At 57.1% G+C, this 23,260-nt stretch carries 17 protein-coding genes; 10 read left to right on the top strand and 7 right to left on the bottom strand.

The window, feature by feature from the left end:
- Positions 1-113 precede the first annotated feature (113 nt).
- The 3 genes from ACYASS_RS01360 to ACYASS_RS01370 all read right to left on the bottom strand — a co-directional run bounded on the left by ACYASS_RS01360 (position 114) and on the right by ACYASS_RS01370 (position 6,250).
- Positions 114-3,803 carry a translocation/assembly module TamB domain-containing protein gene (locus ACYASS_RS01360; protein ID WP_463584754.1) on the bottom strand — a complete coding sequence of 1,230 codons (3,690 nt, stop codon included), beginning with the start codon at positions 3,801-3,803 and terminating at the stop codon, positions 114-116.
- On the bottom strand, positions 3,800-5,533 hold the full coding sequence (locus tag ACYASS_RS01365) for an autotransporter assembly complex protein TamA (protein WP_463584755.1): 1,734 nt from the start codon (positions 5,531-5,533) through the stop codon (positions 3,800-3,802). The genes ACYASS_RS01360 and ACYASS_RS01365 overlap by 4 nt, the downstream gene beginning before the upstream one ends.
- Positions 5,534-5,599: 66 nt before the next feature.
- A complete protein-coding gene (locus ACYASS_RS01370) occupies positions 5,600-6,250 on the bottom strand; it encodes a GNAT family N-acetyltransferase (RefSeq protein ID WP_243246914.1) in 651 nt (216 codons plus the stop codon).
- A 215-nt stretch (positions 6,251-6,465) separates the two neighbouring features.
- Here ACYASS_RS01370 and xthA point away from each other — a divergent pair, with 215 nt between their 5' ends.
- The 3 genes from xthA (at position 6,466) to ACYASS_RS01385 (ending at position 9,183) form a co-directional block, all read left to right on the top strand.
- Positions 6,466-7,278 (top strand): exodeoxyribonuclease III, encoded by an 813-nt coding sequence (gene xthA / locus ACYASS_RS01375; protein WP_463584756.1) that lies wholly within the window; start codon positions 6,466-6,468, stop codon positions 7,276-7,278.
- A gap of 253 nt (positions 7,279-7,531) precedes the next feature.
- Entirely contained in the window at positions 7,532-8,869 is a 1,338-nt protein-coding gene (locus ACYASS_RS01380) for a substrate-binding domain-containing protein (protein ID WP_463584757.1), read from the top strand.
- A 71-nt stretch (positions 8,870-8,940) separates the two neighbouring features.
- Complete coding sequence (locus tag ACYASS_RS01385; protein WP_463584758.1) at positions 8,941-9,183, top strand: DUF2970 domain-containing protein; 243 nt, start codon at positions 8,941-8,943, stop codon at positions 9,181-9,183.
- 8 nt (positions 9,184-9,191) lie between these two features.
- On the opposite strand, the gene ACYASS_RS01390 is transcribed toward ACYASS_RS01385, so the two are convergent.
- Complete coding sequence (locus ACYASS_RS01390; RefSeq protein ID WP_463584759.1) at positions 9,192-10,277, bottom strand: ABC transporter substrate-binding protein; 1,086 nt, start codon at positions 10,275-10,277, stop codon at positions 9,192-9,194.
- 496 nt (positions 10,278-10,773) lie between these two features.
- On the opposite strand from ACYASS_RS01390, the gene ACYASS_RS01395 reads away from it, so the two are divergent.
- A complete protein-coding gene (locus ACYASS_RS01395) occupies positions 10,774-12,432 on the top strand; it encodes a nitrite/sulfite reductase (RefSeq protein ID WP_463584760.1) in 1,659 nt (552 codons plus the stop codon).
- Positions 12,416-12,910 carry a DUF934 domain-containing protein gene (locus tag ACYASS_RS01400; RefSeq protein ID WP_463584761.1) on the top strand — a complete coding sequence of 165 codons (495 nt, stop codon included), beginning with the start codon at positions 12,416-12,418 and terminating at the stop codon, positions 12,908-12,910. Before ACYASS_RS01395 ends, ACYASS_RS01400 begins: the two co-directional genes overlap by 17 nt.
- 162 nt (positions 12,911-13,072) lie before the next feature.
- Here the strand turns inward: ACYASS_RS01400 and ACYASS_RS01405 are convergent, their stop codons facing one another.
- Positions 13,073-16,681, bottom strand: coding sequence for an NEL-type E3 ubiquitin ligase domain-containing protein (locus ACYASS_RS01405; RefSeq protein ID WP_463584762.1), 3,609 nt, complete (start codon positions 16,679-16,681; stop codon positions 13,073-13,075).
- Between the two features lie 140 nt (positions 16,682-16,821).
- Positions 16,822-17,844, bottom strand: coding sequence for a protease SohB (gene sohB / locus ACYASS_RS01410; RefSeq protein ID WP_463584763.1), 1,023 nt, complete (start codon positions 17,842-17,844; stop codon positions 16,822-16,824).
- A 194-nt stretch (positions 17,845-18,038) separates the two neighbouring features.
- Between sohB and ACYASS_RS01415 the strand changes: the two genes are divergently transcribed.
- The 5 genes from ACYASS_RS01415 to ACYASS_RS01435 all read left to right on the top strand — a co-directional run bounded on the left by ACYASS_RS01415 (position 18,039) and on the right by ACYASS_RS01435 (position 22,444).
- Positions 18,039-18,749, top strand: coding sequence for a histidine phosphatase family protein (locus tag ACYASS_RS01415; protein WP_463584764.1), 711 nt, complete (start codon positions 18,039-18,041; stop codon positions 18,747-18,749).
- A gap of 45 nt (positions 18,750-18,794) precedes the next feature.
- Positions 18,795-19,109, top strand: coding sequence for an SCP2 sterol-binding domain-containing protein (locus ACYASS_RS01420; RefSeq protein WP_122663577.1), 315 nt, complete (start codon positions 18,795-18,797; stop codon positions 19,107-19,109).
- A 202-nt stretch (positions 19,110-19,311) separates the two neighbouring features.
- Positions 19,312-20,379: a phosphotransferase family protein gene (locus ACYASS_RS01425; RefSeq protein ID WP_463584765.1), complete on the top strand. Its 1,068-nt coding sequence runs from the start codon at positions 19,312-19,314 to the stop codon at positions 20,377-20,379.
- Positions 20,380-20,404: 25 nt separating this feature from the next.
- Complete coding sequence (locus ACYASS_RS01430; protein ID WP_463584766.1) at positions 20,405-21,172, top strand: SDR family oxidoreductase; 768 nt, start codon at positions 20,405-20,407, stop codon at positions 21,170-21,172.
- Between the two features lie 492 nt (positions 21,173-21,664).
- A complete protein-coding gene (locus ACYASS_RS01435) occupies positions 21,665-22,444 on the top strand; it encodes a TSUP family transporter (RefSeq protein WP_463584767.1) in 780 nt (259 codons plus the stop codon).
- On the opposite strand, the gene nudC is transcribed toward ACYASS_RS01435, so the two are convergent.
- Complete coding sequence (gene nudC / locus ACYASS_RS01440; protein WP_463584768.1) at positions 22,412-23,248, bottom strand: NAD(+) diphosphatase; 837 nt, start codon at positions 23,246-23,248, stop codon at positions 22,412-22,414. The genes ACYASS_RS01435 and nudC overlap by 33 nt on opposite strands.
- Positions 23,249-23,260: the final 12 nt, after the last annotated feature.

Consider the following 23,260-nt stretch of genomic DNA (forward strand, 5'->3'; position numbering starts at 1 on the left):
CATCGCGGGCAAGCCTCGCTCCCACAACGGATAGCATTTCAGGCTGATAGATCAGAAAAGGCGCTTTCCCGGCTAAAGCCGGTCCCACGTGTTCAGCTCTGATTTTCCAGCAATCAAAAATCCCGCTTGTAGAAAATATCCAGCGAACTCGCGATCCCGCTCGCCGCTTCCAGATAAACCTTTTTGCTCAGCATGTACCTCAAGGCAATGGTATTGGCTGGCTCAAACACCCCGACGCCATAGCGCAAGCTCAACTTGTCCGTGATCTTGCCGCTGGCAACAACATTGGTTTTGTCACCTGAACCAGACGTATCCAGTTCGAAATCACGAATGCCCAGATCTTTAGCAAGCTTGCCGGTGGTCGACTCACTGCCCGCCAGCCCCAACGCCAGTGCAGCCTGAGCCATCATATTGCTGTCTTCACCGGTATTGTTGAGCGGACGCCCCAGCACCAGGTAAGACAGTGCCTGCTCCTGACTCATCGCTGGCTCCGAAAACACCGTAGTCGTCGGTTGCTCTGCGCTGCCGGATAAGCGGATACCCGCGACAACGTCATCAGTCTGCCGAATGGCTTCGACATCCAGATACGGCTGATCAATCGGTCCGGCAAAAAGCAGCCGCGCCTTGCGAATCGTCAACCGCTGCCCATAAGCACGATATCGCCCGTTATTGAGGTTGAGTTCGCCACGGGTATCGAGGTTGTCGCCAATATGCACCCTCCCGGCAAGGTCAGCGGTCAGTCCGAAACCGGTGAAGCTCAACTTCTCCTGACCCACCTGGACGTCGATGTCCATGGCCATCGCCAAGGGCGGCGCGCCCTCCTCGGTTTGTTGACCGACGATCACCGTATCGCCTGACAGCTTGACGGTGGAAGGTGGCAACTCGCGAATGGTAATCGCGCCCTTGGGAATCAGTACCTTGCCTGAGACTCCCAGACGGCCACCTTGCATGGATATTTTCAGATCGGGCGCAGCTTCAAGACTGGCGTAAGGCTCAACCGTGATGGGCAGACGAGAGCCCTTGAGACTCAAGTCCACCACCAACGCCTGACTCCAGCCGAACTCGCCGGTCAAACGCCCCTCGCCGGCCTCGCCACTTTTCCATCGACCATCCAGCTGGACGTTTTCTCCGGCAATCAGCGCCTGTATGTTCAGGTCCTGAAGACTTATCGGCAGCTCCGGCCCGGAAATTTCTCCGCCGCTGAGGATCACGCTGCCGTTCACCTGAGGGGCCAGCAGACCGCCCGACAATCGACCGCTGCCGTTCAGCCGACCATTGAGTTTCTGCACCATTGGCACGAATGGTCGGGCGATGGACAGGTCAAGCCCGTTCAGACTGAAGTCGCCACTCAAGGTCTTGTTTTTTGCCAATGGGTCGATCCGCGCATTAACCTGCAATGCGCCGAGCTTTGCACCCTGAAAGTCCAGTCGACTGTCGATCAGTTTCGGGGTCAACTTGCTGACCAGGACCAGAGTTTCGTAAGGGAAGTCCAGCCACTGATCCTTCTCTTTGACGCGAAGCGTTCCCCCACCGGCATTGACTGTGATTTGTCCGCTCGGCCCGGCAGCCGGAACGTCGAGTTGCACGTCGGCATTCAGCGAACCTTTCCAGGCAAAATCTTTAGGAAGCCATTGGGCCAGACTTTCCAGGGGGAAGCTCTTCAAGTGGTAACGCAGACGCGGCTCGGGCATCAGACGCTGGTCCTCACCACACAGACTGGCAGCACCCGCCAGCCAGCAATGAGCACCGAAATTCAGCTTGCCATCGGCCAACCGCTCCAGTTTCGCCGGTTGCTGCAACTGCCAGCGCTGCCCGCCTGTTTGCACATCACCGCTGGCAAGGCGTCCACGCCAGTTACCCTTGTCCAGATTGCCGTCCAGGCCCAGACCCAGCTTGAGCAGCGGCCCTTGCAAATCAAGCTTCAATTGCTGGCGCTTTATATCGCCCTGAGCTCCTACGACCAGCGTGCCCAACTGCTTGTCGCCAAGCTGAATGCCGCTGCCTTTGATATCGACCGTTGCACGCTGGCGGTTGTCGAGCCTGGCATTCAGCGCCAAGGCTTTTAGTTGGTTGTCCTGAAAGCCCAGTTGCGAGCCCTGAAGGGCTAACTGGCCTTGGGGTGCTTGCAGGGTCCCGGCCACATCAAGACGGCCTTTGACCTGCCCTTGCAAGCGTGGCCAAAGCTGTCCCAATCGCGGCAAGTTGATGTCCAGTTGACCCAGCAGCCGCTGCTGCAAGCTGCCAGTCCCCTGAATCCGGTTATCACCCAGGCGCACCTCAAGCGCACCCACATTCCACTTGTCACCGCCCCCCTCGGCTTTGACCTGCAAGACAGTAGGCTGACCACGCAGCCTGCCCTTCAGATCCAGATCCGCGTTCAGGCTTAACTGTTCGTTTCTGAGCTGACCTTTGCTGCGCAACGGGCCTGCCAGCGTACCGGGCAATTGTGCAACCCAATAAGCAGGATCGATTGCGCTCAGATCCAGAGCTGTATCCCAACTGATTCCATCGGCGAACTGCAGGTTCAGATGCCCGGTGGCCTTGCCCTGCCCGGCAACCATTTCCAGTTGCGGCAGGAAGACCTGAGTCAAATCCCCACTAAACGGGCTGACCAGACTGAATGCGCCTGCCGGGCCGTCAAGGTTGGCACTGAAGTTACCCAGGTATTTGCCATCGGTGTAAGACACCTCGCCGGTGAACTTACGCAACGCCACCTGAGGCTCTTCGATCAATGGATAGAGCCTATGCCAGGGAAAGTCCAACCAATCGATTTTCGCCTCGGCACGCAGCGCCTGCTCCCAGTTCACCATGCCGTTAAGGCTCAGACGATGCTCTGCGTCGGCACTCAGATCGAGGGCCTCGATAACCGCGCCTTTTGCATCGACTCGCCCGTTGAGCACCAGGGCGACCGGGCCTTGTTCTGCTGGCAGACTGGCTGTTCCGTGTAACTGGTAACCCTGTTGGAGATCGCCTTGCGCATCGAGCGACAATTGATTGAGTTGCAACGTGTCCGGCAACGAATCGGCAGCCTTGAAAGGTTCGGCAATAATCTTCAACCGCGCAGGCAGGTGTTCCGCCAAGGGTTCCAATTCGCCGTTCAATTGCCCCTGCAGGTACCCACTGCTGATGCCCTTGAGCTGCAAGGTGTCAAGCAGATTGCCTTTAACATCTAGATTGAGGGTCCACGCACGGCCAGCAACGTCAGGTAACTTCAATAGCCCGGTTGCTGTAAGCGGCCATTTCCCGGATGGCTGGAGCAGCCCGGCCAGATCCAGTACCAGATCATCACGGCGCAGATGAACGTCATCCAGTCGCAGGCCATCGGCAGTCCAGTGAGCAGCCAGCCGTACATCGGCTAGTTGCTCGGCGCCATCCAGCAACAGGCTGCCAATGCGCACATCGCTTAAACGAATCGCTAACGGCAACTTCAAATCGGGCAGTTGCAAAGGCCCGCTTTGCCCGGTATCCGAACCCGGAGCCAGCTGCAGGCGAACCTGATTGGCCTGCAAACGATCAATGCACAGGGTCATTTTCAACAGACAGCCGGGCGACCAGTCCAGCGCCGGATTATCGATTTCAATGCGTGTCGCGTCTTGCTGCCAGAGCAGATGATCGGCCTGCCACTGCCCCGCAAGGTAACCGCTGAAGCTTTCTATCTGCAGGCCCGGCACACGCGCCAGGGCCCAACGGCTACCTGTCTCGGTCCCAAACAACAACCACAAGGTGATAAACAGCAGGAGGACACTACTGATGATTACCAGGCCCGCGACTTTCAATGAGCGCCGCCAGTTCAGAGGCTTCATAGCTCCGGCCCCATTGAGAAATGCAGTCTGAAGCCGCCGTCATCGTCCAGCGCGTGCGCCAGATCCAGACGTAATGGGCCTACAGGTGAAACCCAGCGCACACCGATACCCACACCTGTCTTGAGACTTGGCAATTCGAGCTTGTCAAAGGAGTTGCCTTGGTCGACAAACGTCGCGACTCGCCATTTTTCCGCAATCGAGTATTGGTATTCGAGGCTGCCTGCGACCATATATCGTCCGCCGATACGGTCACCGTCGGAGTTCTCCGGGGAAAGGGTCTGATAGTCGTAACCGCGTACGCTTTGGTCCCCGCCCGCGAAAAAACGCAGCGATGGCGGTATCGATTTATACCCGTTGGTAGCGTTGCCACCGAACTGTACGCGCGCAAGAAAGCGGTGATTATCCCAGAGGGTGGTCAGCCCCTTGAGCAACACATTGCCATGCAAAAGGTTCGAATCTGACATCAGCCCTTCCTTGGCCACCTGGGCATCGAACTGCAGGCGATAGCCATTGTGCGGATCGATGCGATTGTCGCTGCGCAGATAGGAATAGCTGACGCCCGGCATCAACAGCGTGCTCAGGCCGGAGTCGTCGCCCAGGCGATACTCTTCACGTTGCCATTTAAGAGAAATGACTCGCTCCCAGCCACTGGGCAGCTTGCTGTGCCACTCAGGGCCAACCGTCAGTAATTTGCTGAGCGTGTCGGTACCCGCGATTTCCTCGTATTGGTAACCCCCCGCAAAACGCAGCTTGTCGGTCAGCGGCGGGTCAAGCGGAACGTCATACCAGAGGCCTACGTTCTGACGAGGTGCAGACAGCTCGCTTTCAATCCCATAGCTGTGGCCCTGAGGGTTGACCCAATGACGGGTCCAGTTGGCCTTGCCGCGGGGACCGACGTCTGTGGAATAGCCCAGCCCGAGCCCCATGGTGCGCGGCTTGCGTGTCTCCAGCTGGACGGTGACAGGAATTTCCTGGCCCACTGCAGTGGTCGGTGTGGCGTCCACACGGACGCCTTCGAAATAGCCACTGGTCTGCATCGCCTGATTCAGCTCGGCGATCAACTCGGAGTCATAAGGCGTGTTTTCCTTGAAGGGCAACATGCGCCGCAAGAGGTCATCATCGAAAGGGGCGTCGCCGCTGAAGCTGACTTTGCCCAGGGTGTAACGCGGGCCGCTGTCGTAAACCAGATCGATATCTGCCACACCCGCTGCCGGATCCACCGAGAGTCGCTGCTGAACAAAGCGCCCGGAAAAGAAGCCATAGCGAGACGCCTGATTCTGTATCAGGCGCTTGGCATCTTCGTAATAACCATGGTTGAGCACCGCTCCGCTTTTCAGCGCATCACCTTTGGGCGTGCGGAATGCCTTGAGTGAGGCTGCCTCTCCTTCAATGCGAACCGTGACATTGCGCAAATGAATCGGCTCGCCGGGCTGAACGGTAATCACTAACTGCGGCTCTTTGTTTTTGCCGGTCTTCACCTCACTGGCGACTTTTGCCTGGTAGTAACCCAGAGCCTGAGCTGCGCGTTGCGCCTGCTCTTCAGCGCCGATGCTGAAATGCTGCAGGCTGTCGGCATCACGCTCGCCGGGGCTGCCCACGTAACCTTCAATATTGGCTTTGAGTTCGGAGTTGGCAGGCGAAACCCTCACCTCCAACTGGGCGTCGGCGAACGCCGCAACAGTGGAAATACTGAGTATCAAACCGCTGGTAAACCTTGCAAGAAACTTCATGGCGCGAATGCTAACACGAGCAACGGTTATCACTGGAACCCGCCAAAAAGTAAGAAATTCATACCTTTACGCCATCTCTTGCAGTGAAACCTGAGGGTTTGGCCGGAAAAACACGTGTTCCCGGATGGGTCCTACAGCAACTTCACCTATTTCCTCGTATCCCTGTCTTTTATAGAACTCAAGGTAACGAGCATTCCCGGTATCGAGCACAATGCCTTGAGAGCTTTCATCCTCAGCACACCAGTTATGCACGGCCTGCAACAGCTGTTCGCCCAAGTGCTCGCCCTGAAACTCGGGATGAACTCCAAGCAGTGGCAGAACATGAACGGACTCCGAAGGCAGGCACGCCAGAACGGCGTTGTAATACTCCAGATAGCGTCGAGTGCAGTTAAACCCCGTACTGAGCACCATGCGTAAACGCCAGGCCCAGCTTTCGGTGATCCCCAGACGGCGTTGCGGAGGCGCGATCAGGGCGGCACCCACCAGACGATCCTCGATGAACAGGCCAATGGCGGGTAAATCCTGCAGGAAGTGCTGTTTGACCAATTCGCGAACGGTCGCTCTGACGCGCTGATCGAAACCGTTGCGTTCGGCATTGAACAGGTAAGCGAAGCCCGGTTCGTGGCGATAGGCGTGATACAGCAGCGAGCGGGTTTCCCTCGAGTAACCGCTGTCGAGCTGACGAACTTCAGCCACGATGGCAGACGATTCAGGCATGGAACAACCTCTCTTCAAGGCGCAGCTCGGACGGCAGCGCTCCAGTGGTACAAAGGGTTCGAGTCAGCGCCTGCTGCCACAGTTCCAATATCCTTCGTGAACACACTAAGAGGCAGCCATCGGCAACGCCTGGCACAGACTGCCCTAACCGCACTGGTGATGAAGCGACAGGTCAGCTAGCATCGCTTTTTTGTATTTGCCAGGACTGCCCGCCCATGAAAATCGCTTCGTTCAATATCAACGGGCTTCGTGCCCGACCTCATCAGTTGGCGGCGCTGATCGAGAAACACCAGCCTGATGTTATCGGCCTGCAGGAAACCAAAGTCTCTGACGAGCAGTTCCCCCAGGCGGAAATTGAAGCCTTGGGGTATCACGTGCACTTCCACGGACAAAAAGGTCACTACGGTGTCGCTCTGCTTTCGCGCAAAATGCCGCTGGCTCTGCACAAAGGCTTCGAGACGGACGACGAAGAGGCACAGAAGCGCTTCATCTGGGGCACATTCGCCGACGATAACGGCCAACCGATTACCGTTATGAATGGCTATTTCCCGCAAGGAGAAAGCCGCGACCATCCGACCAAGTTTCCGGCCAAACAGCGTTTCTACAATGACCTTCAGGCCTTGCTGGAAACCCGTTTCAGCAACGACCAACCACTCATCGTCATGGGCGACGTGAACATTTCCCCGGAAGACAGTGATATTGGCATCGGCCCGGACAACGCCAAACGCTGGCTGAAAACCGGCAAGTGCAGCTTTCTGCCAGAAGAGCGCGAATGGATGGCTCGCCTGAAGAACTGGGGGCTGGTGGATAGCTTCCGACACCTTCACCCGGAAGTGATTGATCAGTTCAGCTGGTTTGACTATCGCAGCCGCGGCTTCGAGGATCAGCCCAAACGCGGGTTGCGCATCGACTTGATCATGGCCTCCAACGGCCTGCAGCCACGCATCAAGGCTGGCGGGGTTGATTACGAACTGCGCGGCATGGAAAAACCGTCGGATCATGCGCCGATCTGGCTGGAATTGAGCTAATTTAGCGAGGAATTAATCACATTTTAAACGTGGGACCGGCTTCAGCCGGGAGTGGGTACTTCTGGCAACTGATTTTCAGTGCCTGTAATGGCCCTTTCCCGGCTGAAGTCGGTCCCACGTCGCCAGTGCCTCGGCCACCAACACTCATCGGGCTCAGCGAGCGCCTCACTATGCTACCGAACCCAATTGTCACATTGCGGTAATCAATCCGACTTAATCTCTCGGCACTTTCCTGATATTCAAGGTGCCGCACATGCTGCGCGCTGTTTCGTTGCTGGCTGTATTCTCATTACTCGCGCTTGACGCAACCGCCAGCCTGCCTTTGCCCGCCGATCACAACCCGGTGCTGCGCATTCATGGCTCCAATACCATCGACGCCCAGCTCGGCCCTGCCCTTGTCGAAGGACTACTGCGCAAACAGGGCGCGCGTGATATTCAAACTGAGACGAGTACCGTGGTCAACGAACTCCGGGTGACCGGAACTGCGGCTAACGGCAAAAAACTGGCTGTGGAAATCGCAGCCCACGGCTCCGGGACAGGCTTCGCTGCATTGAAAGCTGGAAAAGCCGATATAGCCGCGTCATCACGGCCAATCAAAGAAAAGGAAGTTCAAGACGTTGCAGAGATCGGCAACCTGAAAGGCCCGGGAGCCGAGCAGGTCATCGCCATCGATGGAGTTGCAGTCATCGTGCATCCCGGCAACCCGATACGCGAACTGACGACAGAACAACTGGCGCGCATATTTTCTGGCGAAATCCGAAACTGGCAGGCATTGGGCGGCAAAGAAGGCGAAATCCGTCTTTATGCCCGTGACGAGCAATCAGGGACTTTCGATACATTCAAAGAACTTGTCCTGCTCAAATACCGCAAGACACTTTCCTCAACTGCAAAGCGCTTCGAGTCCAGCGAACAACTGTCCGATGAAGTCAGCACTGACCGTAACGGCATCGGTTTCATTGGCCTGCCCTATGTACGTCATTCCAGAGCCCTGGCTGTAGCTGACGGTGACTCACGGCCCATGCTACCCACCGTAGGCCTGATTGCGACAGAAGATTATCCGTTATCGCGCCGTCTTTACCTTTACCTTCCCGTGGAAACGCATCAACCCTGGGCGACCGAGCTGATCAATTTCGCTCAGAGCCCCGAGGGTCAGGCCGTGGTTGCGCAAAACGGATTCGTTGCGCAAACGGTACAAGCCATCAAGGTTCAGGCAACAGCACAGATGCCCGGCGACTATCAGGCACTGACCCGAGAGGCAGAACGGCTGTCGGTCAATTTCAGGTTCGCCCAGGGCAGCGCCAGGCTGGATAACAAGGCGCTGCTCGACGTGAAACGAGTAGCAGACTATCTGACGCAACATGGCAAGCTTGATCAACGGGTCACGCTGGTGGGTTTTGGCGATGCGAAAAGCGACCCCAAACGCGCGCAGCTACTCTCCCGACTGCGCGCCATGGCGGTGCGTCGAGAGTTGATCAAGAGCAATGTGACGTTACGGGAAGTTGTCGGCTTTGGTGATGAAATGCCGGTGGCAGCCAACGATCTTGACGACGGACGCATCAAGAACCGACGAGTTGAAGTCTGGGTGGATTGATAGGGCATTGCCGCTAGCCTGACCAGACGCTATTGCTCGGCTATCCTCGTGAGTACACATCAGGAGGCAACATGCATCAGCCATCCGCGCCTGAACCGCCAGAGTCTGAAGACAGCAAACCACCGACGTTCTGGCAAATGCTACACAGCGTGATGGCGGCCGCATTCGGCGTGCAAAGCGGGAAAAACCGTGAGCGGGATTTCACCCGCGGCAAGCCGATCCACTTTGCGGTCATCGGCCTGTCTTTTACGCTGTTCTTCGCTGCCCTGCTGTTCGGCCTTGTGCAGTTGGTCGTGTACTTTGCCATCGGCTGAAGTCCTGCCTATGGAGAAGCCGGACGCAACAAAAATGAATAGTCAGTTCCCGCAGGCTGGCCTTTCAGGCTCAGGGCACGGAAATCCACACCATAGTCATCGCGCATGCTGTCAGCGCGAATCCGACTCAAATCACTGACACTGACCTCTTTCATGACCTGGGCCTGACGGGCACCGATAATAGGGCGCGCGGCAGCGTCAGTTGTGTCGTAATCATGCAAAAGGACCATGGCCAGACCACCCAGCATGAAGTGCCCACCCGCCAGCGCACTGATACGCCCGTCCTGCAGCGCAATCAGCGATTGCGGTGACCAGTTGATAGAGCTGAACAGCACCTCCCTGCCCGGCTCTCGTGCTGTTTCCCGTACGGCATCCATGGCGCCAAATACCATTTGATCATTCGCCGACCAGATCAGGCTGATCTGCGGGTAGCGCCGAAGCAGCACACGGGCTTGCTCAAGCGCACGATCACGTCGCCAGCCGCCCAATACGATTTGCCGCAAACGAACTTCCGGATGCTCGGCCAGCGCCCGACGCATGCCCTGCTCACGCTTCAACGAGACCGGAGTGGTATTGGTACCTGAAAAAGCGAGCATCTCGATCACATCGCCAGCCTTTAGTGGCGGATGCAGGCTGATCAAGCGTTTGGCAGTGAGATAGCCACCCGTTTCGTCGTCCCCTACCAGGCTGCCAATAAAGTTGGGGTAGCGTTGCGAAACATCACCAAGAATACGCAACTGGTCAGCGGTCAACGTGTTGTTTACGGCAAAGAGCTTTACCTCGCTGTTTTGTGACAGGCGAAGAATCTCGGGGGCAATATTGAGTTCATTGGAAAACACCAGATAGTCCGGACGGCTCGGCCCCTGCAGCGCATCCCTCGCCTGCTCGACCAGTTGCCGCGTGTCACGGTTGCTGTAGAGCACCGTGAGGTTCATGCCGAGCCGGGTCGCCGCCGCTTGCATGAATCGCGCATAGACGGACCAGTAGCCATCGGACGCTGGTCCGGGACTCAGAAAAACCACTGAGGCGGCGCTGGCGGCGTTCAGCCAGCACCCTAAAGCGACCACAAGCACGCCGCAGTAAAGTCGAGTCATTCAGACGAGCCTTGATAAATAGCCAAAGATCTTTTCGAAGATCCAGTTAGCTATCGGCCGCTAACCCGATTGTCTGCACCGCAAATGTGTGCCGAGAAGTCTTATTGATGGCTGACCCAGAACACTGCGGCTCCCACAACAAGAATGATGATGAAAAAAATGGCCCACGCATCAACATGACTGTCGTTCTTGGAAACTTTGGGATGGTTGCTCATGAACATTGCCTCTTGTCTGTTTTATTAGTGGCAGCACGGATAAAGCGGTGAGTCTCAGGTTATTTCAGGTCAGACTCGACCCCAGTAAAGCCGAGGGATGCCCATACCACAAGCATGGGTTATCAGCGTCGGACCAAAGGCTTATCACTTTTAGCTATTTGCATATATGCAAACGCCACTTTTGTGTATATCCGCAAACTGGTATCTTCCCCCGGCTCCGTCTGGAGTGCGCGGCCGTGCGCGCAGATTTGCTGTGGTAATTGCCTGAGAACAGGACCTATATGTACGTATACGACGAGTACGACCAGCGGATCATTGAGGACCGCGTCAAGCAGTTCCGTGATCAGACCCGACGCTATCTTGCGGGGGAACTCAGCGAAGAAGAGTTCCGCCCTTTGCGCCTGCAAAATGGCCTTTATATCCAGCGTTTTGCGCCGATGCTGCGCGTGGCTGTGCCTTACGGCCAGCTGACCTCACGCCAGACACGGATGATGGCCAAAATCGCTCGCGATTATGACAAGGGCTACGCACACATCAGCACACGGCAGAATGTTCAGTTCAACTGGCCCGCGCTGGAAGACATTCCGGACATCCTTGCCGAGCTGGCAACCGTGCAGATGCACGCCATTCAGACCAGCGGCAACTGCCTGCGCAACGTCACCACCGATCAGTTCGCCGGCGTAGCGGCTGACGAGTTGGTAGACCCGCGTCCATGGTGCGAAATCGTCCGTCAATGGACCACTTTCCACCCTGAATTTGCTTACCTTCCGCGTAAGTTCAAGATCGCGATCAATGGTTCAACCAGCGACCGTGCCGCCATCGAAGTTCACGACATTGGTCTTGAGCCTGTCCTGAACCAGGCTGGCGAGCTGGGCTTCCGTGTATTGGTCGGCGGTGGCTTGGGCCGTACGCCAGTGGTAGGCGCCTTCATCAATGAATTCCTGCCATGGCAGGACCTGTTGAGCTATCTCGATGCGATCCTGCGGGTTTACAACCGTTACGGCCGTCGTGACAACAAGTACAAGGCGCGGATCAAGATTCTGGTCAAGGCATTGACCCCTGAAGTGTTCGCCGAGAAAGTCGATGCAGAGATGGCCCACCTGCGTGGCGGCCAGACCACGTTGACTGAAGCTGAAGTACATCGCGTCTCCAAACACTTCGTCGACCCTGATTACAAAGCGCTGGAAGACTTCAGTGCCGAATTGGCGAAACTGGATCAGGAACACCCGGGCTTTGCTCGCTGGCGTACGCGCAACACCCTGGCTCACAAAAAGCCGGGCTACGTTGCAGTCACGCTGTCCCTCAAGCCTACCGGTGTTGCACCCGGCGACTTGACCGACAAGCAGCTCGACGGCGTTGCAGACCTGGCCGATCGTTACAGCTTCGGCCAACTGCGCACCTCTCACGAGCAGAACATCATTCTTGCCGACGTGGAAGAGAGCCAACTGTTCACCCTGTGGCATGAACTGCGCGAGCAAGGTTTCGCCACCCCCAACGTGGGTCTGTTGACGGACATTATCTGCTGCCCTGGCGGCGATTTCTGCTCGCTGGCCAACGCCAAATCGATCCCGATTGCCGAATCCATCCAGCGCCGCTTCGACGACCTGGACTACCTGTTCGACATCGGCGAGCTGGACCTGAACATTTCCGGTTGCATGAACGCATGCGGTCACCACCATGTCGGCCATATCGGCATTCTGGGCGTGGACAAGAAAGGCGAAGAGTTCTATCAGGTCTCCCTGGGTGGCAGCGCAAGTCGCGACGCCAGTCTGGGCAAGATCCTCGGCCCTTCCTTTGCTCAGGACGCCATGCCGGATGTGATCGAGAAGCTGATCGACGTTTACGTTGAAAAACGCAACGAAGACGAGCGCTTTATCGACACCTTCCAGCGTATCGGCATTGACCCTTTCAAGGAGCGCGTCTATGCAGCGAATCATTAAGAACAACACAGTCATCGATGAAACCTGGCACCTGCTGCCCAAGGAAACGTCCTTTGATGAGTTGTCCAACTGCGACGACCTGATCGTTCCGCTTGCGCTGTGGCGCGAGCATGGCCACGCCCTAGCTGCCCGTGATGGCGGCCTGGGTGTCTGGCTGGACAGCGACGAAGAAGCTGAAGAGATCGGCGCTGATGTCGACAAGTTCCAGGTCATTGCCCTGAACTTCCCCGCCTTCACCGACGGCCGCAGCTACTCCAACGCGCGCCTGCTGCGGGATCGTTATGGTTACAAGGGCGAGCTGCGGGCTATCGGCGATGTTCTGCGCGACCAACTGTTCTACCTGCACCGCTGCGGCTTCGACGCATTCGCTATTCGCGCCGACAAAGACCCCTACGAAGCCCTTGAGGGTTTGAAGGACTTTTCGGTGACGTATCAGGCTGCAACCGACGAGCCGCTGCCGTTGTTCCGCAGACGTTAATTCGTTCGTTGCCCGAAAAAGCCCAGGTCTGGATTTCCAGCCTGGGCTTTTTTCATATCGTGGCACCGGATTTAGCCTGGAAGAGGGTATTGCCGACGATAAAATCTGGCGGATGAACTGGCCTCTTCCCGAATGAATTCGGTCCTACCCGCCCGGCGCGCGTCACACCTCATTGGCGGCAGGACCGCCCGCCAGTTCTGCTTGGGTCAATTGCGTTATCAGTTGCTCTTCGTCTACTTGCCGCTGGCGCATGATCGCGTCCGCTTCTCGCTTGTAAACAGCATCGGTCAGGGGGCTTACGCTGTGTAAATCATCCAGGGCTTCCATGCGAATTGCCGTAGCACGCTGGCAGGCCAGGACTTCATCGGCGTATTGACGCTTCAAGTGTTCAATCCAGAAATCACGCTTGATCGCAAAGGCGGTCAGCTCCTCGGGCGTCTCACGACTCAATACGGTCTGCTCGGCCCTGTTCAGCGCATCAGCGGTAACATCTGCAGAGGTGGAAAATTGCATGGTGCGCGACTTGATCGGCAATTCAAGGCGACTGGCAAGGCCGACACGATAGGCCAACTGCACTTCGACATCTTCGGTAAACCCGACGCGTGCGGCTGCATCCATTCTCGCAATGCCATCGACCTCCTCAAGACGAAACAGGCCGCGTATGAGCTTCAGCAACTGAGGCCCTTCTCTTCCTGCCCCCGCCAATGAACGCGCCTGACTCACCAGCACTTCCAGCTCCATATTGCTGAAAATGACAGAAGCCCCATCGACACAGGTTTCCGGGAACGCCGCCATCGCAATTAACCGGGTACGCAATGCTTCATCCTGCGCTCCGGCTTCGAGTAGATCCCACACTCGTTGCGTGACGGCTGCACGACTGAGGCTGAAATCGGCAGAGCCTTGCAAGCGGGAGATGATTTCGAAGAAATCTGCAGCATGCAGCTGGCTCCAGAACAGCTCCCAAAGCTCGCGACGATGCACGCGCTCCAGTGCTGGCGTCTGAGCCAGCCAGAACTCTACATTGTCGGCCACGTCAGTAAACACCAGCGGGCCGCCAACGGTGCCGATACGGATTCGGGTGCCAACGGAAAGAGGATTGCCGTCCAGCAGGGTATGGTCGGCAGCGCCAGGCATCTCGAAGAAGGCCTCAGGCAGCGTCGTAATCTGATTGCCGCGCAGGTCCAATGCCACCAGACCGGGGATTTCGAAGACGCCGACGGGAGCCTCTACAAGGCCGGTGTCGCGCAAAAAAAGATTGAGCAGTTGCGGCATGGCCCTGACGTCAAGCAGCGGCCCGATCGGGTTGCGCTCAAGATTGAGCAAGCGCAGATGAGGCAGGCCGCTGAGGGTTTGCATCATGTCGCCAGTGAGCACAATGCGGTTGTTCGCCAGGGTCAGGCGAGTCAGCTGGCGCAGGTTGCGAATGCCTGCGGGTATCACTGACAGGAAGTTGTTTTCGGCATTCAGCCAGCTCAGCCCAGGGCATTTACCCACCAGGGCGCTCACGGCTTGTTGCGACATATAGGTTCGCGCGACATTAATGGCCGTTACATGACTGAAATCACCGGGCAAATAAGGCAGATCGCCGATCACCAGGCCCGACAAGTCCAGTACATATCCATTGAGATGACGGGCCAGCGTACCTGTGACAGGCGTCTGCCGTTGCCAGCAACGCTTGATGATTTCAGCCGCGTGACGGCGGGACAGACTGGACACCGGTATCGAATGGGTGTCAGTCACCGTTCGCCAGCCCATCGGCCCGTTGACCCAGCGTTCAAGGCTGCGGTCCAGCGATTGAAAGTCCATCGACAATCGTGCCAGCTGTATTTCGATTGACGTGCCAGTGGCGCGCATCCCCGCAATAAAGTCAGCGGTCTGCTGCGAGGTGAAACCCGGATAAAGCGACTGGACCTGGGCATGCAATGACGGCCGGGCGATGCCGGATTCAGGCATCGGCAACGCGTCATCCATGCCACCCTTGAGACCACCGAGGTCTATATCCCACTGATCAGTATCCAGTTGCCTGATAAAAGGGCCGGGCCTGCCTGTCCCGTCAGGCGCCGTAATACGCCATTGACGAGCGGATTCCTCCCAGCAGACCTGGTATGCCCTGTCGTGAATCGGCACGAAATAATGTCCATCGGCATGGTAGATGTCGAGCATGCCATTGGGACCGTGAATAGTAGGCTCGCCGTGCACTGATGCGGGCGGAGCCTCGAACGTTTTCAAGGACTGACGCAGACCGGAACCGAGTGAGCGCAGGTTGGGAGGCGCCATTTCAAAGCGCATACGCGATCTACTGATAGGCTCCGACCCTTTCCCGCTTACCGGGGCTGGCTCATCAACACCGGTCAGTGGCTCAATTGATGTCGCATCTGATAGGCTGGCAAGCACTTTGACAAAGCCTTCCGCCGCCAACGGTAGAGCGTTGAACAGACCAAATGCGATGCGCTGCTCGGCGTGCTTGCGCTCTTCAAAGGTTTTGCCTTGATTCACCTGAACCGCTCCAACGCCGACCAGTGTGACGGAAAGACCGATAATGAATGGCACGGCCTCAGGCACCATCAGGGCAATCAGCCCTGTAAAAACAAGACTACGAGTCAATCCTTCGGCAAGCCCCTCCAGATGAGCTTCATTGCGGCTGTGGATGACCGACCTGGCATCATCTCTGAAACGTGCCTGCAAGCGGTCACGCACAGCATCAAACGGGTCACCGACGATCTGCTTGCCCGCGTGCACGTACTGGCGCGGCGGCCAACTACCGGTTGCCCTGTCAAGCCAGTGCGGATAAGCCGCAACACCCTCAAGAGCGGTGTGCAAACCACTCAGAAACAACCCGTCGCTGTTGTCGCGCTCCTGAAAGTGCGCGGCCAGCGCCAGCCGCCTGGCGGGATCCCGGCACTGGGTCGCCAGCCATTGCGACAGTTTCCTTTCACTTTGAAAGCCGTGCAGGGGTGAAGAGTTTCCGGGGATGTAAAGCAGCGTGCGCTGACTGCGCTGATCCTTGATCAGCAAAATATCAGTGGCACTGTAGTGATGAACTTTCAACGGTGAAACGACCACATGACGGGGGGCGGGAAACGGCTCGGCAAGTTTCGCCGGAGTGAGCGTGTCCCAACGCTGTGCCGTGGTGAGCCCCACGGATTCGAGTGCCAGTTGCCAGTCAGACGCGCTCAGTGTTTCTTCATGCAGCTGCAGGAAAGCCGCTTTGATAAAGGCAGCTTTGGCCAGGACCGGGAAGTACTGCGCACCGGTCGAGAGCGACTGTTCCAGATAGCTGTTGTAGAGCCTGCGCAGGTCAGTGTCTTTGATGAATTGCTTGAACTGGTCAGGACTGATACTGGTGTGAGTTGACGCGTCATAGCGCTGCGGGCTGGTTCGCCTGTAAAGCGCTTCGTAGGTTTGCACGGTGAAGTTCGGCAGCAGCTTCTCGACTCTTCTCAATTCAATGCCTCCAGGCCGCCAGGGCTGGAAGAAGTCGTACCATCTGACCAGTGCCGAACGACGCCGTACGTTGTTCAGCAGCGCTTCAGTCAAGGTCAGCGCCTGCTGAACAACGGCCGGGTAAGGAGCACTGGCCGGCGGCGAGTTGAAATGAAGTGTCGTCAGGCAAGTGGCATCAGGATCAACATCAACCGCCCAATGTTTGAGGGCGTACGCTTTGATCAGCGCCCGGGCAAAACTTGCCGGGCTTTTGATGACCGCGCCGTGATCGGTGACGAAGGTATCCAGCAGTGGATTGTTCGCAAGGTAGTCGGCTGTTTCAGGCATTTCGGGCAATTTCCTTATTGCAAAGAGATTGCCAGTCTTAGCGATATAGCAAAGCGAAATGACCTGTATAAATACCGCGCATTGATTTATTCGAGGCAATAAAAAGCGTCGCCTGCAATTGCAGGCGACGCTCGAAGGTTTTACCAGAAGCGTTGTTGAGTCAGACGACTCCACCAACCCAGCAGGAGCCGGTCCACTGAACCGGTCGCGGCCATGCCCATGCGTTCTTGCAGACTTTTACGCTGCACATAATGTAGGTGGAAGACTTCGGCGGACTTGGCGCGCTCACCAATGTACTCGTCGCTGGTCTTGAGTTCATCGACCAACTGCTTGTCCAGCGCTGCGACGCCCAGCCATACCTCGCCGGTAGCCACTTCATCAATCGCCAGTTGCGGACGGTAATTGGCAACGAAGTTTTTGAACAGGTCGTGGGTGATGTCCAGATCCTGCTGAAACTTCTCGCGGCCTTTCTCGGTGTTTTCGCCAAACACCGTCAAGGTACGTTTGTATTCGCCCGCAGTGAGTACCTCAAAATCGATATCGTGCTTTTTCAGCAGACGGTTGACGTTAGGCAACTGAGCCACGACGCCAATCGAACCAAGAATGGCAAAAGGCGCGCTGATGATCTTGTCACCGATACAAGCCATCATGTAGCCACCGCTGGCCGCCACTTTGTCGATGCAAATGGTCAGCGGAATACCTGCCTGACGAATACGCGCCAGTTGCGACGAAGCCAGGCCATAGCTGTGCACCATGCCGCCACCGCTTTCGAGGCGCAACACAACCTCGTCCTTCTCAGTAGCAAGCGTCAGCAGCGCCGTAATTTCATGGCGCAAGCTTTCAGTTGCGGATGCCTTGATGTCGCCGTCGAAATCCAGCACATAAACGCGCGGCTTGGGGTCGGCCAGCTTCTTGTCTTTCTTGAGACTTTTAGCCTGCTCTTTACGCAGTGTTTTGAGGCGCTCCTTGTCGAGCAGCGACTGCTCGAGGCGCTCGCGCAAAGCCTTGTAGAAATCATTGAGTTTGGTGACTTGCAACTGCCCGGCCGACCGACGGCGGCCTTTGCCGCGCAACGACGCAATCGCAACGAGAACAACAACGATGGCGACAACCAGGGTGACCGTTTTGGCCAGGAAACTGGCGTAATCGGCTAAAAACTCCACAGAGACTCCTCACTTCGATGGCGCCCTTACCATTCAAGGGTCGCGGATGGACTCAAGCATACCGGCGCGGCTTGTCGGCGACCAGCCGCCAATCGCTTAGAGACAGGCCATTCAAACAAGCGTATGTTTTTTCATTGACACGCCTTCGGCATCCTCATAACCTCGCAAACACTTCAACGTACCGGGATACGGACGTGGGCAGCATCTACTTGATACGACATGGCCAGGCGTCTTTTGGTGCCGACGATTACGACGTGCTGTCGCCTGTCGGTATTCGCCAGTCAGAAGTGCTGGGCGCGTATCTCGCCAGCCTCGGTTCAGGCTTTGATCGCTGCATCGCCGGTGGCCTGCGTCGACAACAGCACACTGCCGAACTGACGCTGGACCAACTCCGGGCTGCGGGCCTGAAAACCCCGCAGCTGGAGATCGACGAGGCCTTTAACGAATTCGATGCACAAGCCACAATCCGTATGTTGCTGCCCGCCATGCTGGGCGACGAGCCTGAAGCGCTGCATGTAATGCGCAACGCCGCCCAGAACCGCGCCGAATTTCAGCGCCTGTTCTCATTGATCGTCGCACGCTGGCTCAGCGGTGAGCATGACAGCCCTGAGCTGCAGAGCTGGGAAGCGTTCGTGGCTCAGGTTCAAGCCGGTTTGCAACGAATACTGGAGCGCGCCCAAAGCGGGGAACGCATCGCGGTGTTTACCTCGGGCGGTACCATTACTGCCCTGCTCCACCTGATAACCCAAATGCCCGCTCAACAGGCTTTCGAGCTCAACTGGCAAATCGTCAACACCTCGCTCAACCAATTGAAGTTCCGTGGTCGTGAGGTCGCACTGGCGAGTTTCAACAACCATGCTCACTTGCAACTGATGAATACGCCGGAACTCATCACCTATCGATGACCCTGGCAAAACCGTTACAGAACAACCACTAAAAAGGATCGAACCATGACCTCCGTAGCCGACGCCGTTCAAGCCATGAAAGCCAAGTTCAACCCAAGTGCCGCTGCTGGCCTGGACCTGGTTTTCGGCTTCCGTATCGATGAAGACAAACACTTCTCGCTGATCGTCAAAGACAGCACCTGCGAACTGCAGGAAGGCGAAAACCCTGACGCTCAGGTCACTCTGGTCATGGATGGCGAAACCCTGCAGGGCATCGTCAGCGGCGAGACCGACGGCATGCAGGCCTTCATGGGCGGCAAATTGCGCGCCGAAGGCGACATGATGCTGGCGATGAAGCTGAGCGAACTGTTCCCGGCCTGATCAATGAGTCCGGCAAAAGAAACCGAAGCCTGAGTGCTTCGGTTTTTTTTGGCCGATTTTCGTCTGAGCTATAAAAATGTCCGGGCCATCAAAGGCAATGATCGACGAGCAACACGGCGGCCAATAAGACAGCCTGCACGTTGTTGCCACCATTCGATTAGTCAATGATCTATGCGCACCATAATAAGCAGAAGGGATAAGCATGGCGCTTACTGACCAGTCCACACAGATCCGCGCAGGCGAAGAGCTGGATGCCGCGCTCATAGACCCTTACCTCAAGGCGAATATTCCAGGCCTTGAGGGCAACCCCGTGATCAGCCAGTTTCCCGGTGGCGCATCCAATCTCACTTATCTGGTGCAGTACCCTGATCAGGAATTCGTGCTAAGACGCCCACCTTTTGGCCAAAAAGCCAAATCGGCCCATGACATGGGCCGTGAGTACCGCATCATCAATCAGCTCAAGGATGCGTTCCCGTATTGCCCGAAAGCGTACCTGCACTGCACCGACGAGTCAGTGATCGGCTCCGGGTTTTATGTCATGGAGCGCATCAAGGGGATCATCCTGCGTTCCGACCTGCCAAAGGAGCTAAATCTCACCGCACCCCAGACCCGGCAACTTTGCAAAAGCTTTATTGATCGGCTCGTGGAGCTACACGGTGTGGACTATCAGGCCTGCGGACTGGGTGATCTGGGTAAACCGGAAGGTTATGTTGAGCGTCAGATTCGTGGCTGGGCTGAACGCTATGACAAGGCCCGGACCCCGGACGCGCCGGAGTGGACGCATGTCAAAGCGTGGCTGGGAGAGAAGATGCCCGCAGACCACCCGGTTCCGGCGATTGTGCACAACGACTACCGCTTCGATAACGTGCTATTGGACCCGGCAAATCCGCTGCAGATCATCGGCGTGCTGGATTGGGAGATGACCACGCTGGGCGACCCGCTGATGGATCTCGGCAACACCCTTGCCTACTGGATTGAGGCCAACGATCCGGCCCCGGTCCAGCTGATGCGACGCCAGCCCAGCCATGCACCCGGCATGTTGACTCGTCAACAATTCGTCGATTACTACGCTGAACGCTCGGGCATCGCCATCGAAAATTTCGATTTCTATTACACCTACGGGCTGTTCCGGCTGGCGGGGATCGTCCAGCAAATCTACTACCGTTTCTTCCAGGGCCAGACCCAGGACAAGCGCTTCGCACAGTTTATTCATATGAACAAACTGCTCGAACACATGAGCCTGCAGGTCATCGATAAATCCAGCCTTTGACTGGGACAAGACAAGGAAAACAACTATGTCCAGAACCGAACTGTTCGACCTCGATGGCAAAATTGCTTTTGTATCCGGAGCCAGTCGCGGCATTGGTGAAGCCATCGCGCGATTGCTGGCGCAGCAAGGTGCGCACGTCATTGTCAGCAGCCGCAAAATCGAAGGCTGCCAGCAAGTCGCCGAGACAATCATCGCCGAGGGCGGTCAGGCCACTGCCATTGCGTGCCATATCGGTGAGATGGAGCAGATAACAGCGGTCTTCGCCCAGATCCGCGAGCAATTCGGCAGACTGGATATTCTGGTCAACAATGCCGCGACCAACCCGCAGTTCTGTAATGTGCTGGACACTGACCTGGGTGCTTTTCAGAAAACCGTCGACGTGAATATTCGTGGCTATTTCTTCATGTCGGTTGAAGCAGGCAAGCTAATGCGTGACAACGGCGGCGGCAGCATTATCAATGTGGCATCGATCAACGGCGTTTCTCCGGGCGTTTTCCAGGGGATCTATTCGGTGACTAAAGCCGCAGTGATTAACATGACCAAAGTGTTCGCCAAGGAATGCGCGCCTTTTGGTATTCGTTGCAACGCCCTGCTACCGGGCCTGACCGACACCAAGTTCGCCTCGGCGCTGGTCAAGAACGATGCGATTCTGAAAACCGCCCTCCAGCAAATCCCGCTAAAACGGGTTGCCGATCCCTCTGAGATGGCCGGTGCCGTGCTTTACCTGGCAAGCTCAGCGTCGAGCTATACCACCGGTGTTGCGTTGAACGTGGATGGCGGGTTTCTGTCCTGACCACCGCGTAAACCTTCTCGCCAACGAGTTGCCTCCTACCGGACTCAGCACGAACCGGTACGAGCGAACTTGTTCGCGAGGCGTCTGGCCTGAATCACCGCGTAAACCCTCTCGCCAACAAGTTGCCTCCTACCGGACCCAGCACGAACCGGTAGGAGCGAACTTGTTCGCGAGGCGTCTGGCCTGAATCACCGCGTAAACCCTCTCGCCAACCAGTTGCCGCCTACCGGACCCAGCACGGACCGGTAGGAGCGAACTTGTTCGCGAGGCGTCTGGCCTGAATCACCGCGTAAACCCTCTCGCCAACCAGTTGCCGCCTACCGGACTCAGCACGAACCGGTAGGAGCGAACTTGTTCGCGAGGCGTCTGGCCTGAGTCACCGCGTAAACCCTCTCGCCAACCAGTTGCCGCCTACCTGATACGACTGTCCTGCAGTAATATACGCAGCTTCCGGGGCAGCTTTTCTGCCCGACTGCCAAGTAAGCCCTTCCCATGCCAATTGAACTGAGTGTCGAGCTGAGCACCCTTGCGGTGCTCGTTGTCGTTGCCTTTGTTGCGGGTTTTATCGATGCCATTGCCGGAGGCGGTGGTTTGCTGACCACCCCGGCGCTGATGACCGCAGGCCTGCCTCCGCATCTGGTGCTGGGCACCAACAAACTCAGTTCTACCTTTGGTTCGGCCACCGCTGGTTTTACCTTTTACCGGCGCAAACTGTTTCATCCACGACAATGGACGCATGCGCTGATCGGTACTGCCATCGGTGCGTTGATCGGCGCCGTGATCGCTCAGTATCTGCCTGGCGAATGGATCAACCAGATGCTGCCCGTGATCGTCTTCGGTTGCGGCTTGTACCTGCTGTTCGGTGGCACACCCAAGGCACCGATAAACTGCAATGCACCGATCAGGAAAAAATGGCAGTTCCCGCAAGGTCTGAGCCTGGGCTTCTATGACGGCGTGGCGGGTCCGGGAACTGGCGCGTTCTGGACGGTCAGCACCCTGCTGATGTACCCGCTCGATCTTGTGAAGGCCAGTGGCGTGGCACGCACCATGAACTTCGTCAGCAACGCCGCTGCACTCACCGTGTTCATTGTGTCAGGCCAGGTGGACTGGCTGATCGGCCTGAGCATGGGCGTCGCGGTGATGCTTGGGGCCGCCCTTGGCGCCCGCAGCGCTATCAAGGGCGGAGCAAAGTTCATTCGCCCGGTGTTCATCACCGTCGTGTTGTGCCTGACCGCCCGCCTAGCCTGGCAACACTGGTTCGGGGGCGCCTGAACGCTGCGCCAGGTACAACTCGATCAAGTGCCGGGCAATCGAGCGATTGGCTGGCAACGGCGGCAGATCATTGATGCTGAACCAGCGGGCATCTTCGATTTCGTCCGCCTGAGGGACAATCTCGCCACTCTCATATTCGGCATGAAAACCCAACATCATTGAATGGGGAAACGGCCAGCACTGGCTTCCCACATACTTGATGTTCCTGACCTTGACCTGCACCTCTTCCATCACCTCGCGGCGTACACAGTCTTCGGCGGACTCACCCGGCTCCACAAACCCGGCCAGTGTGCTGTAGACACCGGTCACGAAACGCGGCGAACGGGCCAGCAGGATTTCGTCACCACGGGTGATCAAGACGATCATGCTCGGCGAGATACGCGGATAAAACCGCAGGCTGTCGTGTTCGCAATACATCGCTCGTTCGCCGGGGACCTGCGTGGTGGGACGCCCACAACTGCCACAGAATCGGTGCTCACGAGCCCAGGTACTGATTTGCGCGGCATAGCCCAGTTGCTGGAAGACATCGTACTCGCCAGACAACATGAACTGTCGCAACCCTTGCCAACTGCAGCCTTCGACCTCTGCCGCTTCCTTGAGGACATACAGATAAACCGGCTCGCCATCGAAATAACCGATGCCGTGCTCACTGATGACCGCAAGCTCCTGGCGCTTGAGCCATTCCCTGGGGAACATCGCCCCGTTATCGTCCAGCAGGAAACCTTGCTCGCTATGGACTACAGCCCAACCGCCCGGCATCTGAATATCCAGTACTGCGGTGGTCCAGCGCCTGGGGCCTGACATAAAAACTCCCTG

The organism is Pseudomonas sp. HP_14 (assembly GCF_055283875.1).